This is a genomic window from Streptomyces sp. NPDC050287, assembly GCF_044459385.1.
Classification (GTDB): Bacteria; Actinomycetota; Actinomycetes; order Streptomycetales; family Streptomycetaceae; genus Streptomyces.
Window position 1 is genome coordinate 301,855 of record NZ_JBITIY010000001.1, and the last position, 17,659, is coordinate 319,513.

15 protein-coding genes and 2 pseudogenes are annotated in these 17,659 nt (G+C 71.6%); 7 read left to right on the forward strand and 10 right to left on the reverse strand.

Going from position 1 to position 17,659, the window contains the following annotated elements; genetic code table 11:
• Window positions 1–165 precede the first annotated feature (165 nt).
• From ACIBK3_RS01375 to ACIBK3_RS01385, 3 genes and pseudogenes are all read left to right on the forward strand, one after another.
• Window positions 166–768 (forward strand): annotated as a pseudogene (locus tag ACIBK3_RS01375) (ATP-binding protein); the annotation flags it as partial.
• A 491-nt stretch (window positions 769–1,259) separates the two neighbouring features.
• On the forward strand, window positions 1,260–1,631 hold the full coding sequence (locus ACIBK3_RS01380) for a hypothetical protein (protein WP_399362044.1): 372 nt from the start codon (window positions 1,260–1,262) through the stop codon (window positions 1,629–1,631).
• Between the two features lie 316 nt (window positions 1,632–1,947).
• Window positions 1,948–4,071: an ATP-binding cassette domain-containing protein gene (locus ACIBK3_RS01385; RefSeq protein ID WP_399362046.1), complete on the forward strand. Its 2,124-nt coding sequence runs from the start codon at window positions 1,948–1,950 to the stop codon at window positions 4,069–4,071.
• Window positions 4,072–4,073: 2 nt separating this feature from the next.
• On the opposite strand, the gene ACIBK3_RS01390 is transcribed toward ACIBK3_RS01385, so the two are convergent.
• The 5 genes and pseudogenes from ACIBK3_RS01390 to ACIBK3_RS01410 form a co-directional block, all read right to left on the reverse strand.
• Complete coding sequence (locus ACIBK3_RS01390) at window positions 4,074–4,259, reverse strand: hypothetical protein (RefSeq protein ID WP_399360653.1); 186 nt, start codon at window positions 4,257–4,259, stop codon at window positions 4,074–4,076.
• 157 nt (window positions 4,260–4,416) lie between these two features.
• Window positions 4,417–4,539 (reverse strand): annotated as a pseudogene (locus ACIBK3_RS01395) (DUF899 domain-containing protein); the annotation flags it as partial.
• A 74-nt stretch (window positions 4,540–4,613) separates the two neighbouring features.
• Complete coding sequence (locus tag ACIBK3_RS01400; protein ID WP_399360655.1) at window positions 4,614–6,047, reverse strand: amidohydrolase; 1,434 nt, start codon at window positions 6,045–6,047, stop codon at window positions 4,614–4,616.
• Window positions 6,048–6,120: 73 nt separating this feature from the next.
• Entirely contained in the window at window positions 6,121–8,292 is a 2,172-nt protein-coding gene (locus tag ACIBK3_RS01405) for an FUSC family protein (protein WP_399360657.1), read from the reverse strand.
• 217 nt (window positions 8,293–8,509) lie between these two features.
• Window positions 8,510–9,340 carry a nucleotidyltransferase domain-containing protein gene (locus ACIBK3_RS01410; protein WP_399360659.1) on the reverse strand — a complete coding sequence of 277 codons (831 nt, stop codon included), beginning with the start codon at window positions 9,338–9,340 and terminating at the stop codon, window positions 8,510–8,512.
• A gap of 161 nt (window positions 9,341–9,501) precedes the next feature.
• On the opposite strand from ACIBK3_RS01410, the gene ACIBK3_RS01415 reads away from it, so the two are divergent.
• Window positions 9,502–10,206 carry a hypothetical protein gene (locus ACIBK3_RS01415; RefSeq protein WP_399360661.1) on the forward strand — a complete coding sequence of 235 codons (705 nt, stop codon included), beginning with the start codon at window positions 9,502–9,504 and terminating at the stop codon, window positions 10,204–10,206.
• Window positions 10,207–10,270: 64 nt separating this feature from the next.
• Entirely contained in the window at window positions 10,271–11,215 is a 945-nt protein-coding gene (locus tag ACIBK3_RS01420; protein WP_399360663.1) for a GNAT family N-acetyltransferase, read from the forward strand.
• Window positions 11,216–11,261: 46 nt separating this feature from the next.
• On the opposite strand, the gene ACIBK3_RS01425 is transcribed toward ACIBK3_RS01420, so the two are convergent.
• Together ACIBK3_RS01425 and ACIBK3_RS01430 are read right to left on the reverse strand one after the other, a co-directional pair.
• A complete protein-coding gene (locus tag ACIBK3_RS01425; RefSeq protein ID WP_399360665.1) occupies window positions 11,262–11,990 on the reverse strand; it encodes an aspartate/glutamate racemase family protein in 729 nt (242 codons plus the stop codon).
• A gap of 5 nt (window positions 11,991–11,995) precedes the next feature.
• Window positions 11,996–13,510 (reverse strand): NCS1 family nucleobase:cation symporter-1, encoded by a 1,515-nt coding sequence (locus tag ACIBK3_RS01430; RefSeq protein WP_399360667.1) that lies wholly within the window; start codon window positions 13,508–13,510, stop codon window positions 11,996–11,998.
• Window positions 13,511–13,804: 294 nt separating this feature from the next.
• On the opposite strand from ACIBK3_RS01430, the gene ACIBK3_RS01435 reads away from it, so the two are divergent.
• Window positions 13,805–14,497 carry a GntR family transcriptional regulator gene (locus tag ACIBK3_RS01435; RefSeq protein ID WP_399360669.1) on the forward strand — a complete coding sequence of 231 codons (693 nt, stop codon included), beginning with the start codon at window positions 13,805–13,807 and terminating at the stop codon, window positions 14,495–14,497.
• Here the strand turns inward: ACIBK3_RS01435 and pip are convergent.
• Complete coding sequence (pip, locus tag ACIBK3_RS01440; RefSeq protein ID WP_399360671.1) at window positions 14,494–15,456, reverse strand: prolyl aminopeptidase; 963 nt, start codon at window positions 15,454–15,456, stop codon at window positions 14,494–14,496. The two genes, ACIBK3_RS01435 and pip, sit on opposite strands and share 4 nt — an antisense overlap.
• Before the next feature lie 37 nt (window positions 15,457–15,493).
• Entirely contained in the window at window positions 15,494–16,243 is a 750-nt protein-coding gene (locus ACIBK3_RS01445; protein ID WP_399360673.1) for a uracil-DNA glycosylase, read from the reverse strand.
• A 110-nt stretch (window positions 16,244–16,353) separates the two neighbouring features.
• Here ACIBK3_RS01445 and ACIBK3_RS01450 point away from each other — a divergent pair, with 110 nt between their 5' ends.
• On the forward strand, window positions 16,354–16,911 hold the full coding sequence (locus ACIBK3_RS01450; protein ID WP_399360675.1) for an RNA-binding S4 domain-containing protein: 558 nt from the start codon (window positions 16,354–16,356) through the stop codon (window positions 16,909–16,911).
• Between the two features lie 211 nt (window positions 16,912–17,122).
• Here the strand turns inward: ACIBK3_RS01450 and ACIBK3_RS01455 are convergent, their stop codons facing one another.
• On the reverse strand, window positions 17,123–17,617 hold the full coding sequence (locus ACIBK3_RS01455) for a DoxX family protein (protein ID WP_399360677.1): 495 nt from the start codon (window positions 17,615–17,617) through the stop codon (window positions 17,123–17,125).
• Window positions 17,618–17,659 lie beyond the last annotated feature (42 nt).

The window sequence follows — 17,659 nt, forward strand, 5'->3', positions numbered from 1 at the left end:
AAGACCTATTCGAAGGTCTGTACGGATACGTACGGATCTTCACTGATCTCAACTGGCGCCGCTCGACGTGCTGTTGCGAGCAGTGTGCCACGGCCCTTCACCGCGTCACACAGCACTCTGCATTTTTCAGAGTGATACTTGCCAAGTGTTCACGGCGGGGCGATAGTGGCAAGCGTGATTCCGTCCGCGCCCTTAGGAACAGACGCTGCCGCAGGCCGCCCCCTCGGTCTCGGTGCCGGTGGGGTTCCCCCGGCTCGAGCTCGTTCGAGAGTGGGGGAAGGGGTGCGCCCTGACACGGCCACCGCGGAGCGCCGGTTCCGTTTCGAGCTGGCAGCCCATCCGGGTTCTCCCGCGCAGGCCAGACGCCTCACACGGGCACGGCTGACCGGTTGGTCGGTCTGCGAGGACACCTGTGACTCGGCGGCCCTGGTGATCTCCGAGCTGGTCACCAACGCCATCGTGCACACCGCGAGCCGCCGTGTCGTCTGCGAGCTGCACGACGGTGAGGACCTGGTGCGGATAGCCGTACGGGACGAAGGATGCGCGCCGGGCGAGCCCCAGCCGTCGCCGCAGGGGCCCGAGGAGGAGCACGGGCGGGGGCTGATTCTCGTCGACGCCCTCTGCCACGCCTGGGGAGCCCACGAGCACGGCCCCGGCCTGCTGGTCTGGGCGGAACTGCCCCGCAAGGCCGACACCCCTCACGACGACAACGCCCTCCGCAACGACCTGGGCTGGGGGGCCCGCCCGAAACCGGGACCGTCCACCGGCTCGGCGAGCGCGACGGCGCGGACGCACGCCTCCGGCGCGGGAGCCGCGACACACCCCAGCACGAGCACCGGAATGCAGCCCGGCACGAGAACGGGGATACGCCCCGGCACGGGAACAACGGGGATACATCCCGGCACGGGAACGGTGATACACCCCGGCGCAGACACCGAGACGCGCTTCGGCGCAAGGACCGAGGCCCGGCCCCCTCACGGGACCGCGGCCTCGACCGGTTTCGGCGTAGAACCATGGCACGGCGCCACACCGGGTACCGGTACCGACACCAGTACCGACGCCGAGGGTGCGGCGGGGGCCCGGCATCGCGGGACGAGGCCTGGATGGGCGTAGACGGGGATCGGACGGGCACAGACCGGGGCCGGACGGGCACAGACCGGGGCCGGACGGGCGTAGACGGGGACCGGACGGGCGTAGGGGCCGGGTCCGGCGGCGGTCTGGTGCTGAGCCTGGACACTTTGGTCCGCCTCGGACGCGGGCTGCGTGCGCCGGGTGCAACCCGGCGGCTGTCCGTCCCCGAGGGCATGACCGCCCCGCTGGGCTACGACGCGGTGGCGGTGCCCGCACGGTTCGGTCCCCTGTTGATGCCGCGGCTGCCGCGGGTCGGGTGCGTCTACGCCGATGAGGCGCACTGGTGGTGGATCGTTCCGTCAGACTCCGACTACGCCCTGGAGTGGCCCGCCCCGGCGCAGTACGCCGGCGGAGCGGTCGTCCCGGACGCTCCGGACGTCCCGGATCTGATCCACCGGCCGGAGGGGACGATTCCCTACACCCCGCCGATACCGCTGTACCTGGCCCTGTGCCGGCTGACGGGGACGACGCCGACGTGGTCGAGGCCGGTCAGCGCGTAGGCCCCCACGACGCTCGGTGCGCCGCCGACGACCGCTCGGTGCGCCGCCCCGACACCGGCGCGTATCCCCGCCCCGTGACGCCACCCTCCACCGCCGACCATGGTGCCCGTGCATCCCCAGGAGCGCGCCCGCGCGCTCCGAGCGCCATGGCATGCGCCCTGCCCCCGAGGAGTCGGCCCCGCGATAGTGGCCGTTCGTCCGGGATCGGGGGAGGCCGACGGTGGGAAAGAGGCGCGACGCGGAGCGGGACGGCACCGGCGAACCAGAGGTGTCCGAGTCGGAGCGGCTGCTCTTCGGCGGCCCACTGCGCTACGACATGGGCTGGAACTCGCACGCGGACGCGTTCCTGGAGCTGAACTTCCGGGCCATGGTGGCCCGTCTCCCGTCGCTGCTCACAGCCAGTTTCCAGCTCGCCTGGCAGGCCGACCGCAGGGCCGCCCGCACCGTCCTGGCCGCCGAGGTGGGCCGGGGTCTGGCCCAGGCGGTGAGCCTCCTCGCCGTCAACAGCGTGCTGGGCCGGCTGATCGGCGGCGGCATCCTGGAGGACCGGTTGCGGGGCGCCGTGCCCGCCCTGGTCGTGATGGCCGCGGTGATGCTGGTCGGGGCGCTCCTGCGGGCCGCGTCGACGTATGCCACCGGGCGACTGGAACCAAAGGTGGAGCGGGTGGCGACCGAGCGCTATCTGGAGCGGGCGGCGGCCGTTGAGCTGGCCGCGATCGAGGACCACGCCTTCCACAAACTGCTGGACACCGCGCAGTACGGCGCCGCGTCCGCCCGACGGATGATCTCGTACGCGGCACGTGTGGTGAACGCGATGATCTCGCTGATCGCGGCGGCGGGTGTGCTGACCGTGCTGCACCCGGCACTGCTGCCGCTCCTGGTGACGATGACCCTGCCGAGCGCCTGGAGCGCGCTGACGACAGCGCGGCGCCGCTACGAGTCGTTCCACGCCTGGGTGCAGCACGCGCGCGCGGGGCGGCTGCTCGGTGCCCTGCTGATCGAGCCGGAGGCGGCCCCGGAGATCCGGGTGCACGGGGTGGGTCCGTTTCTGCTGCGGCACTTCCGCGCGATGTCGGAGACGGCGGAGGCGGAGCAGGCCCGGCTGGCCCGGCTGGCGGCCCGTACGGGGCTGATCGCGGCGGGCTGGACGGGCCTGGCGACGGTGGCGACGTACGCGACACTGGGCGGTCTGCTGCTCGCGGGCGCGATGGCGCTGTCGGTGGCGGGAACGGCCGTGATCGCCATCCGTACCGGTTCGCAGAGCCTCGACACGCTGGTGGTGGAGGTGAACGCGTTGCATGAGGAGGCACTGTTCGTCGGCGACCTCCAACGGCTGTACGTCGAGGCGGCCGAACGGGCGATCCCGGTGGGCGGGGCCACCCTGCCGGACGACCCGCGCGAGATCCGGTTCGAGAACGTCTCCTTCACCTACCCGGGTGACGCGACGCGCCCCGCGCTCGACGACGTGACGCTCACCGTCCCGCTCGGCAAGATCGTCGCGCTGGTCGGGGAGAACGGCTCCGGCAAGACGACGCTGGTGAAACTGCTGGCCGGGCTCTACGGGCCCGATCGGGGCCGGATCCTGTGGGACGGCGTCGACGCGGCCACCGCGGACCGGCAGCTGCTGGCCGAGCGGGTCGCGATGGTCGCCCAGGACTTCAAGCGGTGGCCTTTCACCGCCCGTGTGAACGTGGCGGTCGGCCGTTCCTCGGATCCGCTCACCGACGAGCGGATCACGGAGGCGGTCGCGGAGTCGGGGGCCGAGGAGGTGGTCGGGGATCTGCCGCGCGGTCTGGACACCCTGCTGGCCCGCAACTTCAGCGGCGGGCACGAGCTGTCCGGCGGCCAGTGGCAGCGGCTGGGGATCGCCCGGGCCGCGTACCGGCGCGGGCGGATCCTGATCGTGGACGAGCCGACGGCTGCCCTGGACGCCCGGGCCGAGCTGGAGGTCTTCGAGAAGATCCGCGCCCTGGCCGGTACGGGTCAGACGGTGATCCTCATCACCCATCGGCTGGCGTCCGTCCGCCACGCGGACCTGGTGCATGTCCTGGACCAGGGCCGGCTTGTGGAGTCCGGCACACCGGACGAACTGCTGGCGACGGGCGGGTTGTACGCGGAGCTGTACTCACTCCAGGCGGAGCAGTTCACGACGGGGGTTCAGGCCGGAGCTCGTACGGAGGTCGAGGCAGAGGCTCAGGACGGGGCTGCGACAGAGATCCGGGCCGGGGTTCAGGCCGGGGGCCGGACAGCCGTCGAGGCCGAGGTCCGGACAGAGGTCGAGGCCGGGGTCCGGACAGAGGTCGAGGCCGAGGTCCGGACAGAGGTCGAGGCCGGGGTTCAGGCCGAGGTCCGGACAGACGTTCAAGCGGAGGTTCCGAAGGGGATTCCCACGCGGGCACCCGCCCCGAGGGCGCAGGTGCCCGCCCCGAAGGGAGGCTGACCTCAGGCGACAGCGTCGGCCGCCGCCTCTCCACTGCGCACGATCACCAGGAACGTGTCCGTCGCGAGGTCCATCACGACCTCGGCCGGCAGTCCTTCAAGACGCCGCGCGTGCGCGAACTCCTCCGCCGGCCACGAGCCTCGCGGCCCACCTGCGGGAAAGCGTTCGAGCACTGTTCGCCCGTTCACCACCCTGCACCTCCAGAAAGCGTCGTACTTGTAGGAGTTAACGCCTTCCGGAGGCCGATCGCCTCGTTCAGTTGCGGGACTGAGACCTAGTCGACACGGATTCAGCGCGGAGTGTGAGGATTCGGTTACCCAACGGTCACTTTGGCTACTGGTCGTGTCATTCATCGTACTCATCGTGATACCGAATGCGCTCGCTGCCCGTCGGCGCGCAGAAGGCCGACGCGCGTCCCCTGGGTTCCTCCCAGTCCTCCTGGCGCCCCGGTGCGGCGGGACCGAGCAGACAGCCTCGGCGCCTGCCCCCCTTCCTCGGCACCTGCCTCCGCACCTCCCTCCCTCCGCACCTTCCTCCGCCCTTCAGGTGTCGTAGTCCTGGATGCGCCTGCCGTGGCCGCGGTCGGCGAGCGCGGGCAGCCGCTCCCCCAGCTCCGCGACCACCGCGGGGACGTCGATCGTCAGCAGCTCGCGGTCGCGCATCAGGATCCGCCCGTCGACGATCGTGGTCCGCACGTCGGAGGAGCGGGCGCTGTGCACCAGGGTCGCGGCGAGGTCGTGCACGGGCTGGGTGTGCGGGCCGGTGAGGTCGACGAGGACGACGTCGGCCTTCCGTCCCGCCGTGATGCTGCCGACGACGTCACCGAGTCCGACCGCCCGGGCACTTTGCGATGTGGCGTGGTGGAGGGCTTGGCGGGAGGTCAGCCAGCGCGGGTCGCCGGTCGTGGACTTCTGGATCAGGGCGGTGAGCGCCATGGACTCCCACACGTCGAGGGAGTTGTTGGAGGCGGCGCCGTCCGTGGCGAGTCCGACGGGGATGCCGATGTCGTGCAGGGCGCGGATCGGGGTGGTGGCGGGCCAGGCGAACTTGAGGTAGCCGCGGGGTGCGCTGGCGACGGCGGTACGGCCACTGGCGCCCGCCAGGACGGACAGGTCCCGCTCGATGATGCCGGTGCCGTGCGCGAGGAGGACGTCCGTGTCGAGGATCCCGGTGCGTTTGAGGATCTCGATCGGGGTGACGCCGTGCCGGGCGAGGCTGGTGTCGGTCTGATCGCGGTTCTCGGAGGCGTGGATGTGCACGGGAAGGCCGTGGGCATGGGCGAGTTCGGCGGTGGCGGCGAGGTCGGGGCCGTCCACGGTGTACGGGGCGTGCGGGGCGAGGGCGGTGGTGATGCGACCGCCGGCGCCGCCGCGGTGCCGGAGCGCGAACTCCAGGGACTTCTCCCGCCCTCCGGGCCCTTGCGAGGAGAAGTAGGCCTCCCCCAGGTGGGCGCGGATCCCGCACTCGGTGACGACAGCTGCCACCGCGTCCATGGCGAAGTAGTGGTCGGCGAAGCAGGTGACGCCGCCGCGGATCATCTCGGCGCAGGCGAGCCGCGCCCCCAACTCCACGTCCTTCTCGGTGAGGTTGGACTCCATGGGCCAGACGACGTCGTTGAACCACTCCTCGGTGGGCAGGTCCTCGGCGAGCCCGCGCAGGGCGACCATCGGGGCGTGGGTGTGGCAGTTGACCAGCCCCGGCAGGGCGACCTGGCCGCGCGCGTCCAGCCGTTCGGCAGCGGGGTGGTCCTCGACGGCCGCGGCGGTCGTCACGGACACGACGACTCCGTCCCGTACGACGATCGCGGCGTCCTCCTGGAACCCGATGCGCTCCTGCTCGTCGTGTACGAGGACGGTGCAGCCGGTGATGATGAGATCGGCGGCGCCTTCGGCCTGCGCTGCGGGGCTCTCTGCTCCGTGCTCTTCGACGTGCTCTTCGACGTGCTCTTCGGCGTTCTCTGCGGGAGAAGGCGTCATGGCGCCAACGTACGACGCCGTGTCCGGAGCGCGTAACCGGACCGCCCATCCGGACCGCGCATCCCGTTGGGGCTCACACGGCAAGGTGGATGTCGGGCGACCGCGGTCCGACCAGTTCCCGGTGCCCGGCGAGTTCGTCGAGCAGGGCGGCCAGGCGCTCGGCGTGCTCCGGCGTGAGCCGCCCCGTGTCGTCGAGTTGCACGGCACAGGCGGTGGTGGTGTCGACGAGCTGTTCCAGGGTGTCGGCCGCCTGGTCCGCGCCCTCGGCGTGCCGGGCGAGCGCGGGGAGTTCGGCGGCGGCGAGGGCGATGGCGGTTCGGGCCTCGGCGAGCGTGCGGTAGGCCTCCCGGCGGAGGGTCCAGCGGAGGGCACGGCTGTCGGCACCGGTGACGGATGCACCACGGGCGGCGGTGGCGCGGGTGTCGGCGGTGGTGGCGGCGCGCAGGACGTGAGGGCCGGATGCGCGCAGGACGTGAGGGCCGGATGCGCGCGGGTGAGAGCCGGATGCGGTCGGGAGACGGGGACCGGACCGCCGTAGGCCGCGGGCGTCGAGATCCCGCACGGTGGAGCCATCGAAGCGCCGCACGGTGCGGCGATCGAAGCCCCGCACGGTGCGGTCGTCGAAGCCCCGTGCGGCGTGGCCTTCAAAGCCCCGTACTGTCTGGCCGTCGAGTTCCCCCACGGCATGCGCGTCGGACTCCCGCAGGACGTGCGCGAGGTAGGCCTGCGCGGCGCTGCCCGCCGCCGCGAGCCGTGCCCGCACCCCGCCAGCCCGTTGTCCCGGCATCGGCAGATGCCCCACGACCAGCACGATCGCGCAGGCCAGCAGCGTCTCCCCGATCCGGCCGGCGGAGGCCTGCGGTTCCCCGCCCACCATGACCAGCGCGAGGACGAGCACGGTGACGACGGCGGTCTGCGCCGCGAAGTGCCGCGTGGCGACGGGGATCAGGGCTCCGCTGACGGCGACCAGCGCGATGAGCCCCTCCGGACGGGGCAGCACCGCGGCGAACCCGGCGAAGACGAGAGCCCCCAGGACTGTCCCGGCGGCGCGGCACAGGACGCGTGAGGCGAGCGGTCCCAGGTCGGGCTTGACGAGGAAGACCGCGGTGGCGGGCAGCCAGTACCAGTGCTCGTGCTCCCCGTACCAGCGCGCCTGGTGCAGGGCCTGGGCGACACCGACGCCGGCCCCGAAGCACAGGGCGACCCGCAGCCCGTACTCCCGTCCGCCGGCCCCGAACACCGTGCGGAGCAACGACCTGGGGGTACGCCTGCGCGTGTGCAGGTCGGCGCCCTTGGCCCGGTCGAAGGCCTCGGCGGCGTGCAGCAGGGCGTCGTCGAGGGCGCGCAGGCCGGGTGCCGAGCGAGAGGGCGCGGGCAGCGGCCCGGTGTGGGTGTTGTCGCGTACGGCGGCGGCGAGGCGCCGGGGGCCTTGGGAGGCCCGCCCGGAGACGTTCTCCCCGGCCCAGGCGAGCGCGGTCGCGGCCTCCGCGAGCGGCAGCGCGGCGGCGTACTGGGCGTGCAGCCGCCGTTCGGCCCCGGAACTGGCGTACCGGCGCAGGCGGGGCCCGGCGAGCGCGTCCTGGGCGTGGTCGAGGGCGGCGGTGAGCGCGGCGCGCCGGGCGGTGGCCTCCGGCGTGCCCGCGGCGTCGAGCAGCTCCGCCACGGCGTCGTAGACCGCGGCGATGGCCGCCCGCTCCCCGTCGAACCGGAAGTCCCCGGCGAGGGAGCCGGGCGTGGGCAGGACCAGCCGCAGTCCGAGCAGCCATCCGGCCCCCACGAGGAAGGCGAGCGCCCGCTGCCATCCCGGCTCGGGCAACGGCATCCCGGCCCCGATGGCGGAGGCGACCAGCAACTGCGTCCCGGCCCCGGAGGCCACGGGCCCCACGGCACTCACACCCCCGGCCACCAGCCCGACGAGGGTGAGCAGCACGGTCAGGACCACGGCGCCCACATGCGCCCCGGCGTACGTCCCGACGAGCAGTCCCACCGCCCCCGCGAGCGCGGGCACCCCGATCCTGCGCACTGAGGCCCGCCGGCTGCCGGGCCGGTCGTTGATCCCGGCCAGCATGGCCGCGATGGCCGCGACGACCCCCAGAGACGTACGCCCGGCCAGCACGGCCACGAGCAGCACCGGCCCGGCGGACAACGCCCCTCGCCCGACCGCGTTCCAGGGCACGGGCCCGCGCTGGGCACGCAGGGCATGGGCGAGCCAGGGCGGAGGCGTCAGAGCAGCGGGTCGCGACACGGGGCTCCTGTCGTCGGACGAGGCGGGGGTGAGCCTTCGGGCGACGGTGGCCGGGCTGTGGACTGCGGGCCGGATGGGTGCGGCCCGTGTGCTCTCCACGGTAGGTCTCGATCTTGGAGGGGATGGAACAGCGACGTTTCGACGGTGTGACGGTTGGCGGGAGACCGGACTTCCTTATGAACGCAATCCCCTGGACCTCTTTGCGCACATGGCTTCCCTACCCGCGCAATCCCTGGGCGGGATGCGTTCGGAGCCGCCCGCAGAGGTCCATTGCCTTCTCCAATGCCCTCGCCGCAGGAACCCGATCGCCGTTGCCGAGTTCCGCGATGATGTCGTCGACTCCCCGCAGCCCGGCCCGCTCCAGCAGCCTCTTCTCGTTCGTCACCCACTCCCCCCGCCCCGCCAGGACACCGTGACCCGCCTGCATGGCGGCCGTGGCGATGGCGCCGGCCACCTCCGTGATACGGCCCGCGGGGGCGTGGTGGGACGTGGCGTAGGTGAGGGTGGCGCGAGCCGTGTCGTGCCAGCGCTCGCTCGCCGTAAGACGGAGCTTGTGCGGATAGCCGTCCGGGCGCGGGAGTTCGCCTCGCAGTACCCGATTGACCGCCAGCTCCGCCACCACCAGGTAGCTCGGGATCCCCGCGAGATGGAACAGCAGCGGCTCCACCCGGAAACGGCCCTCCTCGGCCTCCGCGAGCTCGTGCTCGATCACGTCGAGATCGCGGTAGTGCACGTCCACGCGGCGGCCGTCGATGGTCAGCCACGCTCCCCCGTTGAACACCCCGCCGCCCCAGCCGCCGACCTCTGAGACCTCGCCCTCCCAGCCGAGGGCACGCAGGTGGGCGGGGTCGAAGGAGCCGCGGTAGTAGACGGCCAGGTCCCAGTCGCTGTCGGGTGTCTGGGTGCCCTGCACGCGGGAACCGCCGAGGGCCACGGCCCGGACGGTGGGGAGGGCGGCGAGGCGGTCGGCGGTGGTGTCGAGGAAGGCGGCGTCGGAGAGCGAGGAGAAGTGGGACAAGGAGTCGGGGGTTGGGTCGGAGGTCGGCATGGGCGCAGGGTAAAGAGGTGTGCCCCGTACTTCCACGGATTTACGTTGCCGGGGGCGCCTGCTGCGTCTGCGGGCAGCGGCTGCTTCGCTGACGCCGGCCTGATTGTCAGTGGTACGCGTTATCAATGAACTCGTCACGCAGTGTAACGACGGGGGTAGTGATGACGGCGTATGAGACGAGCGATGAGTCCACGTACGGCAGGGATCAGGAGGGCGACGCCGGTGGTCCACCGCCGCGTACCCACCTCTCGACAGCCGGACTCCGGGCCCGGGGCTGGTCGGCCGGGATGGTGCGGCAGTTGCTCGGTGAGCCCGATCTGCTGCGCGCCAACCCGTACTTCCGGTCGGCGCCGCAGATCCGGCTCTATCTCGTCGAGCGGGTCGAGGCGGCCGAGCGGGGCGAGGAGTTCCGGGCCGCCGCGGCGGCTGCCGCACGGCGGTCGACGGCGGCGAAGGCGGCCGACCGGCGCAGGCGGCGGGAGGTGCTGGCACGGATCGCGGCTGAGCCCGTCGATGTCCCACTGCTGGCACCGGACAAGCTGGCGGCTCTGGCGGTCGAGCACCGCGACCATCGGGACGCCGATCGGACGTACGAGCAAGGGGAGCATGTGCCGGTGCCGGATGGTGCCACGGTGCGGTATGCCGTACCCGACGCCCTCGACCGTTGGAAGGTCGCCTACCTCCGCCGTCGCCTGGCCCGCTACGACGAGCTGCTGGGCGGGCTGAACGGCGGTACTGGTCGCGCGGCGGCGGAGGAGTTGTTGCGGCGCAGGGTGTACGCGGCCATCGCCGAGGCGTACCCGGACCTTGCACAGGAGTGCGAACGGCAACTGTATGAACGGGAAGGGGGTCCGCCGGGGGGATGACATGCCCGGACGAAGCTTCGCGGACGCCGGGCCGACGGGCGGACGCGTCCTTACGCTCCGGCGCATGAAGGATGATCAAACCGCCCGCGTACACGAACGTCTGGCCGCCTGCCCCGAGTTGCTTCCCGTCGCCCTCGGCGAGGGCCGTCGCTTCAACCTCTGGGACCTTGCCTCACTCGCCGAGGGCGCCCTCGGCGAGTGCGCCGACCCGGACTCGCTCACCGTCTCGGGCGAACGACGGTTGCGGCTGAGGCTCGGGGCGTCCGGACGCGAGCACACGCACGGCGACGACTACCGCCGACGGTACTGGATCCGTACGCCGGGTGGCGGGAGCGGTCCCCTGGGAACACTGGCCGTCGGCACCTGGCCCGTGGGCACAAGCGCGCTGGGCGTGTCCTCGCTGTACGTCCATCCCGTCGCCCGGCGCCGCGGCATCGCCTCGCTCGCACTGGACACCGTGTACGAGGCCTGCCGTGCGGAAGGACTGCACGGGTTCCGTCTGGAGACCTACTGGAGCTGGCAGCGGACCGTCCGGTTCTACCTCGGCCGCGGGCTGTGGGTCACGTCGTGGAAGCACGCGCTGGGCCTCGGCCGGTTGTCGTATCTGCCTCCGTACGAAGTACGGCACAGCGAAGGTGAGTTCAGGTTTCTCGTAGCCGATCCCGAGGGGGACATGATCCCGCTTCTCGTGGCGGGCAGCGTCGGCGGGCGGCTCCGCCTGAGGGAGACCGAGCAGTACCGGCGCGCACGGAACGAACGCGATGCCGTGGGCCTGTACGCGCGATCGACTCTGGCACTCCATCTGGCCGTGCGGGGGCGGCCGTTGGTACGAGGGGAGGAGGAATGGGCCAAGGCACACCACTGGTGCGACATCGGCGAACCGGAAGGACTCGCGTACAAGATCGGCGTCTTCGAGGAGGTGGCGAGAGACGGTGGCTGGCGGGTGGAGAGTCCCTACGCCGACCTCGCGGCCCTCGGCGTACCGGACGCGGACATTCGGCTGCGGTGACACCCCCTTGCCCCGCCGCCCGGGAGGCCGGGCTGGGCCCGCCCGGTCACCCCGCGGGCGGAGCTGACCGTCCCCAGGTCCGTTTCTTCGGCAACGGCTTCGCGTAGCTCCCCGCCCGGCTCGTCGTCAGGCCCAGCTGGGCCAGGGACTCCGCGAGTTTCACCGCCGCGGCCACCCCGTCGACGACCGGAATGCCGAGCTTGTCGCCCACCGTCCGCTGCAGCCCTGTCATGCCGGCACAGCCGAGCACCAGGACCTCCGCACCGGCCGCGCACGCCCGCTCGGCCGCGGTCAGGAACGCCGCCTGGGTACGGGCCGCGTCCCCGAGGTCGAGGACGCTCAGCCCGGTACCGACGACGGCGGCGCAGTTGCGGCCCACGCCGGCCAGTTCCAGGCTGTCCTCGATCTGGCCGCAGGACCGCTCCAGCGTGGTGACGACGCCGTAGCGGCGTCCGAGCAGGCAGGCAAGGTGTGCGGCGGCCTCGGTGATGTCGACGACCGGGACGTCCACCAGCTCCCGGACGCCCTCACGCCCGTGCTCCCCGAAACCGGCCATGACCACGGCGTCGTACGGCGGGCCCTCGTACGTGCGCAGCAGGTCGATGACCGCCGCCGCCGAGAGGTAGCTGTCGAGCCAGCCCTCCGCGGACTCGGGTCCCCAGTCCGGGGTCAGCCCGGTCACGGTGGTGCCCGGGCCTGCCGCGGCCCGGGCACCTCGTACGATCTCCTCGGTCATCTCCTGCGTGGTGTTGCAGTTGGTGACGACGATCCGCACGTTCCTCAGGCCTCCATCGTCTTGGGCGTGCTCGGGGTGCTCGGAGTGCTCGCGGTCTTGTCTGACATGGCCACCACGTCGGCCGCACGGTCGGCGCGGCACAGCGCCGCGTACAGTCCGGCGGCCAGGGCCGTCCCGATGAACCAGGAGTACGGCGCGACGTCGCTGAAGGTCTTCACCAGAGCGAGCACCGCGGCCACCGCCGCCGACGGCAGGAACGCCCACAGCGCCTTGGGGTTGACGCCCTTGCGGTAGTGGTAGGGGGAACCGGGCTCGGCGTTGAACAGTTGATCCACGTCGACCCGGCCGCGCTTGACCCAGTAGTAGTCGACCATGATCACACCGAACAGTGGGCCGAGGAAGGCACCGAGGCCGCCGAGGAAGTAGTTGACGACGGTGGGGTTGGAGAAGAGGTTCCACGGGGTCACCAGCAGGGCGACGACGGTGCTGATCATGCCGCCGACCTTGAAGGTGATCTTCTGCGGCCAGACGTTGGCCAGGTCGTACGCCGGTGAGACGAAGTTGGCGACGATGTTGACGCCCATCGTGGCGATGGCGAACGTCAGCGCACCCAGCACCAGCACCCACGTGTTGCCGACCTCGGCGACGAGGTAGGCCGGGTCGGTGATCTCCTTGCCGAACACCTCGTAGGCGCCGGCGGTGACGATGACCGACACGATCACGAAGGCCGTCGAATTGACCGGCAGCCCCCAGAAGTTGCCTCGCCGGACCGTCTTGTAGCCGGGCGCGAAGCGGGAGAAGTCGCAGAAGTTGAGCATCAGCGTGCCGTAGGTGGCGAGGATCAGGCCCACCGCGCCGAACCACTGCCGCCACTGCTCGCCCACGGAGACCGGATGCGGGGTACTGGTGAGCGAGATGGTCCAGCCGGCCTTGGCCAGGATCCACACGGCCAGCGCGATCATCACGACCCAGATGGCCGGGCCGCAGAAGTCCTGGAACTTCCGGATGGACTCCATGCCCTGGCTCATGATCGCCGCCTGGACCAGCCACAGCGCCACGAACGACACCCAGCCGAGCGCGTCGAGCCCGAGGAACGAGTGGTGCGTCCAGGACTCCAGGCCGGGCCAGGCCGCCAGCAGCATCACGTTCACGGCCACGGAGGCGAGATAGGTCTGGATGCCGTACCACATGATCGCGATGACGGCCCTGATCAGGGCGGGGATGTTGGCACCCCAGACGCCGAAGGCGATCCGGCTGACGACCGGGAACGGGACGCCGGTGCGCTGCCCGATGCGGCCCATCATGTTCATCCCGATGTAGATGATCACGAAGCCGACGAGCAGGGACGTGAAGATCTGCCAGACGTTCATGCCGAGGAAGAGCAGACCGGCGGCGAACGTGTAGTTGCCGAGGTTGTGGACGTCGGACATCCACATGGCGAAGAGATCGAAGACCTTCCAGTTGCGCTTGCCCGCAGGCGCGAGGTCTTCGTTGGTGAGCCGGGGATCGGGGACGAACGCTGCTGTGCCAGTGGCTTCGGCAGGGTCGGCGAGGGACACGGGGCCTCCATGGGCGAGGGGACGGCGGAGGACTGTGCGGAGGACTGTGCGGAGGACTGTTTTGCGAATGGGTGACTGCTTGCGAGGGGGTGACTGCTTGCGAGGGACTGCTTGCCGGGGGGGAACCCTCGAGGTGGGAGAACGACTTGCGGTGGGAGAGCTGCCGGTCGGAGAACTACCTAGGGACGTTTGGTATACCAAACTTCCGACATGGTCCTCTCGTCAACCGTTCTGTCCGATGTCGCCGTCGTTAACGCTCCGTAAAACACCCCAGGAGTCGGCGAAGATGGGCGCATGAGCTCCATGACGAAGATCGAGCCCCTCGGCGCGGTGCGCGAGCGTGTGCTGGCCACCCTGCGTCAGGAGATCATCGCGGGCCGCCTCGGCCCCGGCGACCGGCTGGTCGAACGGGAGCTCGCCGAACGCTTCGGGGTCTCCCGGGTGCCCGTCCGTGAGGCGATCCGCGCTCTGGTCGCCGAAGGCTTCGTCCACTTCGAGACGCCGCGCCGCGCGGTCGTACGGCGTCTCGCCCCGGCCGACGTCAGGGAACTCTTCGAACTGCGCGAGGCGTTGGAGGTGTACGCGGCCGGGCTCGCCGCGGCCCGGGCGACGCCCCAGGATCTGGCCGAGGTCGAGGAACTCCTCGACCAGGCCACCACCGCGACCGAGGCGGAGGACGCGGAGGCGATCACCGACATCAACAGCCGGCTGCACGACCGCATCGTGGCCATGGCGGGCAACAGCCTGCTCATCGCCTCGCTCGAACCGGTCGCCGGCCGCCTGCGCTGGATGACCCGACGCAACCAGGAATGGCGCCAGCTCCTGGTGGAGCACCGTGAGTTGTACGAGGCGATCGCCTCCGGCGACCCGGAGCGGGCCCGCGCGCACGCGCTGACGCACGTACGGACCAACTACCGGTCGACGGTACGGCAGCTTTTCGGGGAAGCCAGGGAAACCGGGGAAACCGGGGAAGGGGAACTGCCTTAGCGCTGGGCGTACTTGTCGGTCGCCGCCACCAGCGCCTCGGCGACTCCGGGCGCCCCGGCGTCATGCCCGGCCTCGTCGACGACGGTGAGCTCACTGCCGGGCCAGGCGTGGTGGAGCCGCCAGGCGGTGCCGAGGAGGTTGCCGAGGTCGAGGCTGCCCTGAACGAGGGTGCCGGGAATGTCCTTGAGCAGGTGCGCGTCACGCAGGACGACCCCCGCGTCGTCGCCCTCGCCCAGGAAGTGGTCGTTGCCCCAGTAGTGCGTGACGGTCCGCGCGAAGCCCAGGCGGAACTCCGGGTCCTCGAACCGCTGCACGGAACGCGGCGGCGCCGGAATGGTCGCCGTCTCCCAGTCCGTCCAGGCCCGTGCCGCCCGCTCCCGCACCGCCTGATCGGGTGCCTCGAGAAGCCTGTTGTACGCCGCCGCGAGATTGCCGCCGCGCTCGTCCTCGGGCAGCTCGGCGAGGAACCGTGCGAAGGGCTCGGGGAAGATCTTCCCAAGACCTCTGGTCAACAGGGCGACTTCGGCGTTCGATCCGGTGGCGACGCAGGTGAGGACCAGCTCCGACACCACCGCACGACACGTCTGTGCGTACCGCAGCCCCAGCACCGACCCCCACGACCCTCCCCACACCAGCCACCGCTCGATCCCCAGGTGTTGGCGCAGCAGCTCCAGGTCGGCCATGAGATGAGCGGTCGTGTTCACGCTCATGTCGGTGTCGTGCGCACTCGCCCGCGGCGTCGAACGCCCGCACCCACGCTGGTCGAGCAGCACGATCCGGTACGCGGCCGGGTCGAAAAGCCGCCGGAAGTACGGGGTGCAGCCCGACCCCGGGCCGCCGTGCAACACGACCGTGGGCTTGCCGTGCGGATTGCCGCAGGTCTCCCAGTAGACGCGGTTGCCGTCGCCGACGTCGAGCATGCCGTGGTCGTACGGTTCGATCTCCGGGTGAAGAGGCACCCAGGGACCCTAACGTTCGTACGACGACGCCGTCGCCTCATTTACGGAGCCCCGCCGCCTGCGCCGCCGTACCCAGCACCTCCCGCAGCATCTCGGGGGTGAGCCTGCCGGTGAACGTGTTGCGCTGGCTGACGTGGAAGCAACCGAAGAGGTCGAGCCCGTCGAGCGGGACGTGCGCGCCGTGCGCGAAGGCGGGACGTGGCCGGGGCACCGCCCAGCCCGCCTCGGCGAACGCCGGCAGCGCGGCCTGCCAGCCGAAGGCGCCGAGGACGACCACCGACCGCAGGGTCGGCCGCAACAGGTTCAGCTCCTGGACGAGCCAGGGCCGGCAGGTGTCCCGTTCCTCGGGGGTTGGCTTGTTGGCGGGCGGGGCGCAGTGCACGGGTGAGGTGACCCGCACGCCGTACAGCTCCAGACCGTCGTCGGCCGTGACCGCGGTGGGCCGGGACGCGAGGCCCACGTCGTGCAGCGCCTGGTAGAGCACGTCGCCGGAGCGGTCGCCGGTGAACATCCGGCCGGTGCGGTTGCCGCCGTGCGCGGCCGGGGCGAGGCCGACGATCAGCAGCCGGGCGTCCGGCGGACCGAAGCCGGGCACCGGCCGGCCCCAGTACGTCCAGTCGGCGAAGGCCGCGCGCTTGGTACGGGCCACCTCCTCCCGCCAGCCGACCAGCCGAGGACAGGCCCGGCACCCGGCGATCCGCTCGTCCAGCCCGGCGAGTCCCACCTGTCCGCCAGGCTCACCTGACCTGCCTGACGCGCCGGATCCGGCACCGCCGCTGGAGTTCATCCCTCCACCGTACGAAAGAACCGGCATTCCCCGTTCCCCAGGTTCCGCCCTGTGCCCGGCCCGGGGAAACCCGCCCGATCCTCCCGGCGCTGAGTACTAAGGTCGGAGACATGGCTGAGGAACGTGCGGACGACAAGACGGGCGGGAGCGGGACCGGGAGCACCGGCCGGACCGGGAGCACCGGCGGGAGCGGGAGCATCCCGGCGTCCGAGCCCGTGGCCGCCGACCCGAAGGTCGAAGCCGCCGTGGCCGCCGCCGAAGCGGCCGGGCCGAAGGGCGGTGAGACCGTACGCCTCGACAGCTGGATCTGGGCGGTACGGCTGGTCAAGACACGTTCCATGGGAGCCACCGCCTGCCGGGGTGGCCATGTCCGGGTCAACGGCGAGCGCGTGAAGCCCGCCTACTCCGTGCGCGTCGGCGACGAGGTGCGACTGCGGCAGGAGAACTGGGAGCGGATCGTCGTTGTCAAGCGACTGATCCGTAAGCGGGTCGGCGCCCCGGTGGCCGTCCAGTGCTACGTCGACAACAGCCCGCCGCCCCCGCCCCGCGAGGCCGTGGCCCCGGCCGGCATCCGCGACCGCGGCACGGGCCGCCCCACCAAGCGCGACCGCCGCGAGCTGGAACGCCTGCGGGGACTGCTGGAAGACAGCCGTCCCGAGGGCCGCTGACCCCGGGCACCCGGGCACCCACGACAGACCAGCCAACGAACACGACCGTGACGCGACGGCGATGCCCGCGGCGACAGCGGCGATGACGGCACGGTGCTGACGGCGATGACGGTGCCATCCGGGCTCAGAGCCAGGCCCGGACACCACCGCCACCGCCGTCACCACCGCCGTACGGGCTTCGCACGGCCGCGGATCGAGGAGGTCACGCTCCTCACGCCTGCCGCGTCACCAGCCGCAGCAGCGCCAGCAGCCGCGTGTTGCTGTCCCGTCGCGCCCATGCGATGAGGGCGAGCGGCACGATCAGGATCAGCGGTGTCGCCGCGTTCTCCCCGTTGAAGTAGGTGAGCGTGACGACGAAGGCGCCCACCATCAGCCCGCTCAGCGCCATCGCCGCGATCGACTGCAGCACCGGGATCAGCAGGGCGATCCCGCCGGCGAGTTCCAGGGCCCCGATGGTGTACATCCCCGCGCTCCCCCAGCCCATCCTGTCGAAGCCCTCGACGGCCGAGGGGTGTGCGATCAGCTTGGGCAGTGCGCTCGCGATCACGTAGAAGAGGGCCAGCACCACCTGCAGGCCCCGCAGGGCGATCCGGGCACGGCGGCCACGGACGGTCGCGGACTCGGCGACGACGGTGTGGGAGGAATCGCCGGACGAAGCAGCGGAGGAGGCGGGGGCGGTGGTGACGGGGACGGTGGTCTCGGACATGAGATTCTCCTGGGGAAGCGGTCCATGCTGTTGTCGCAGGGG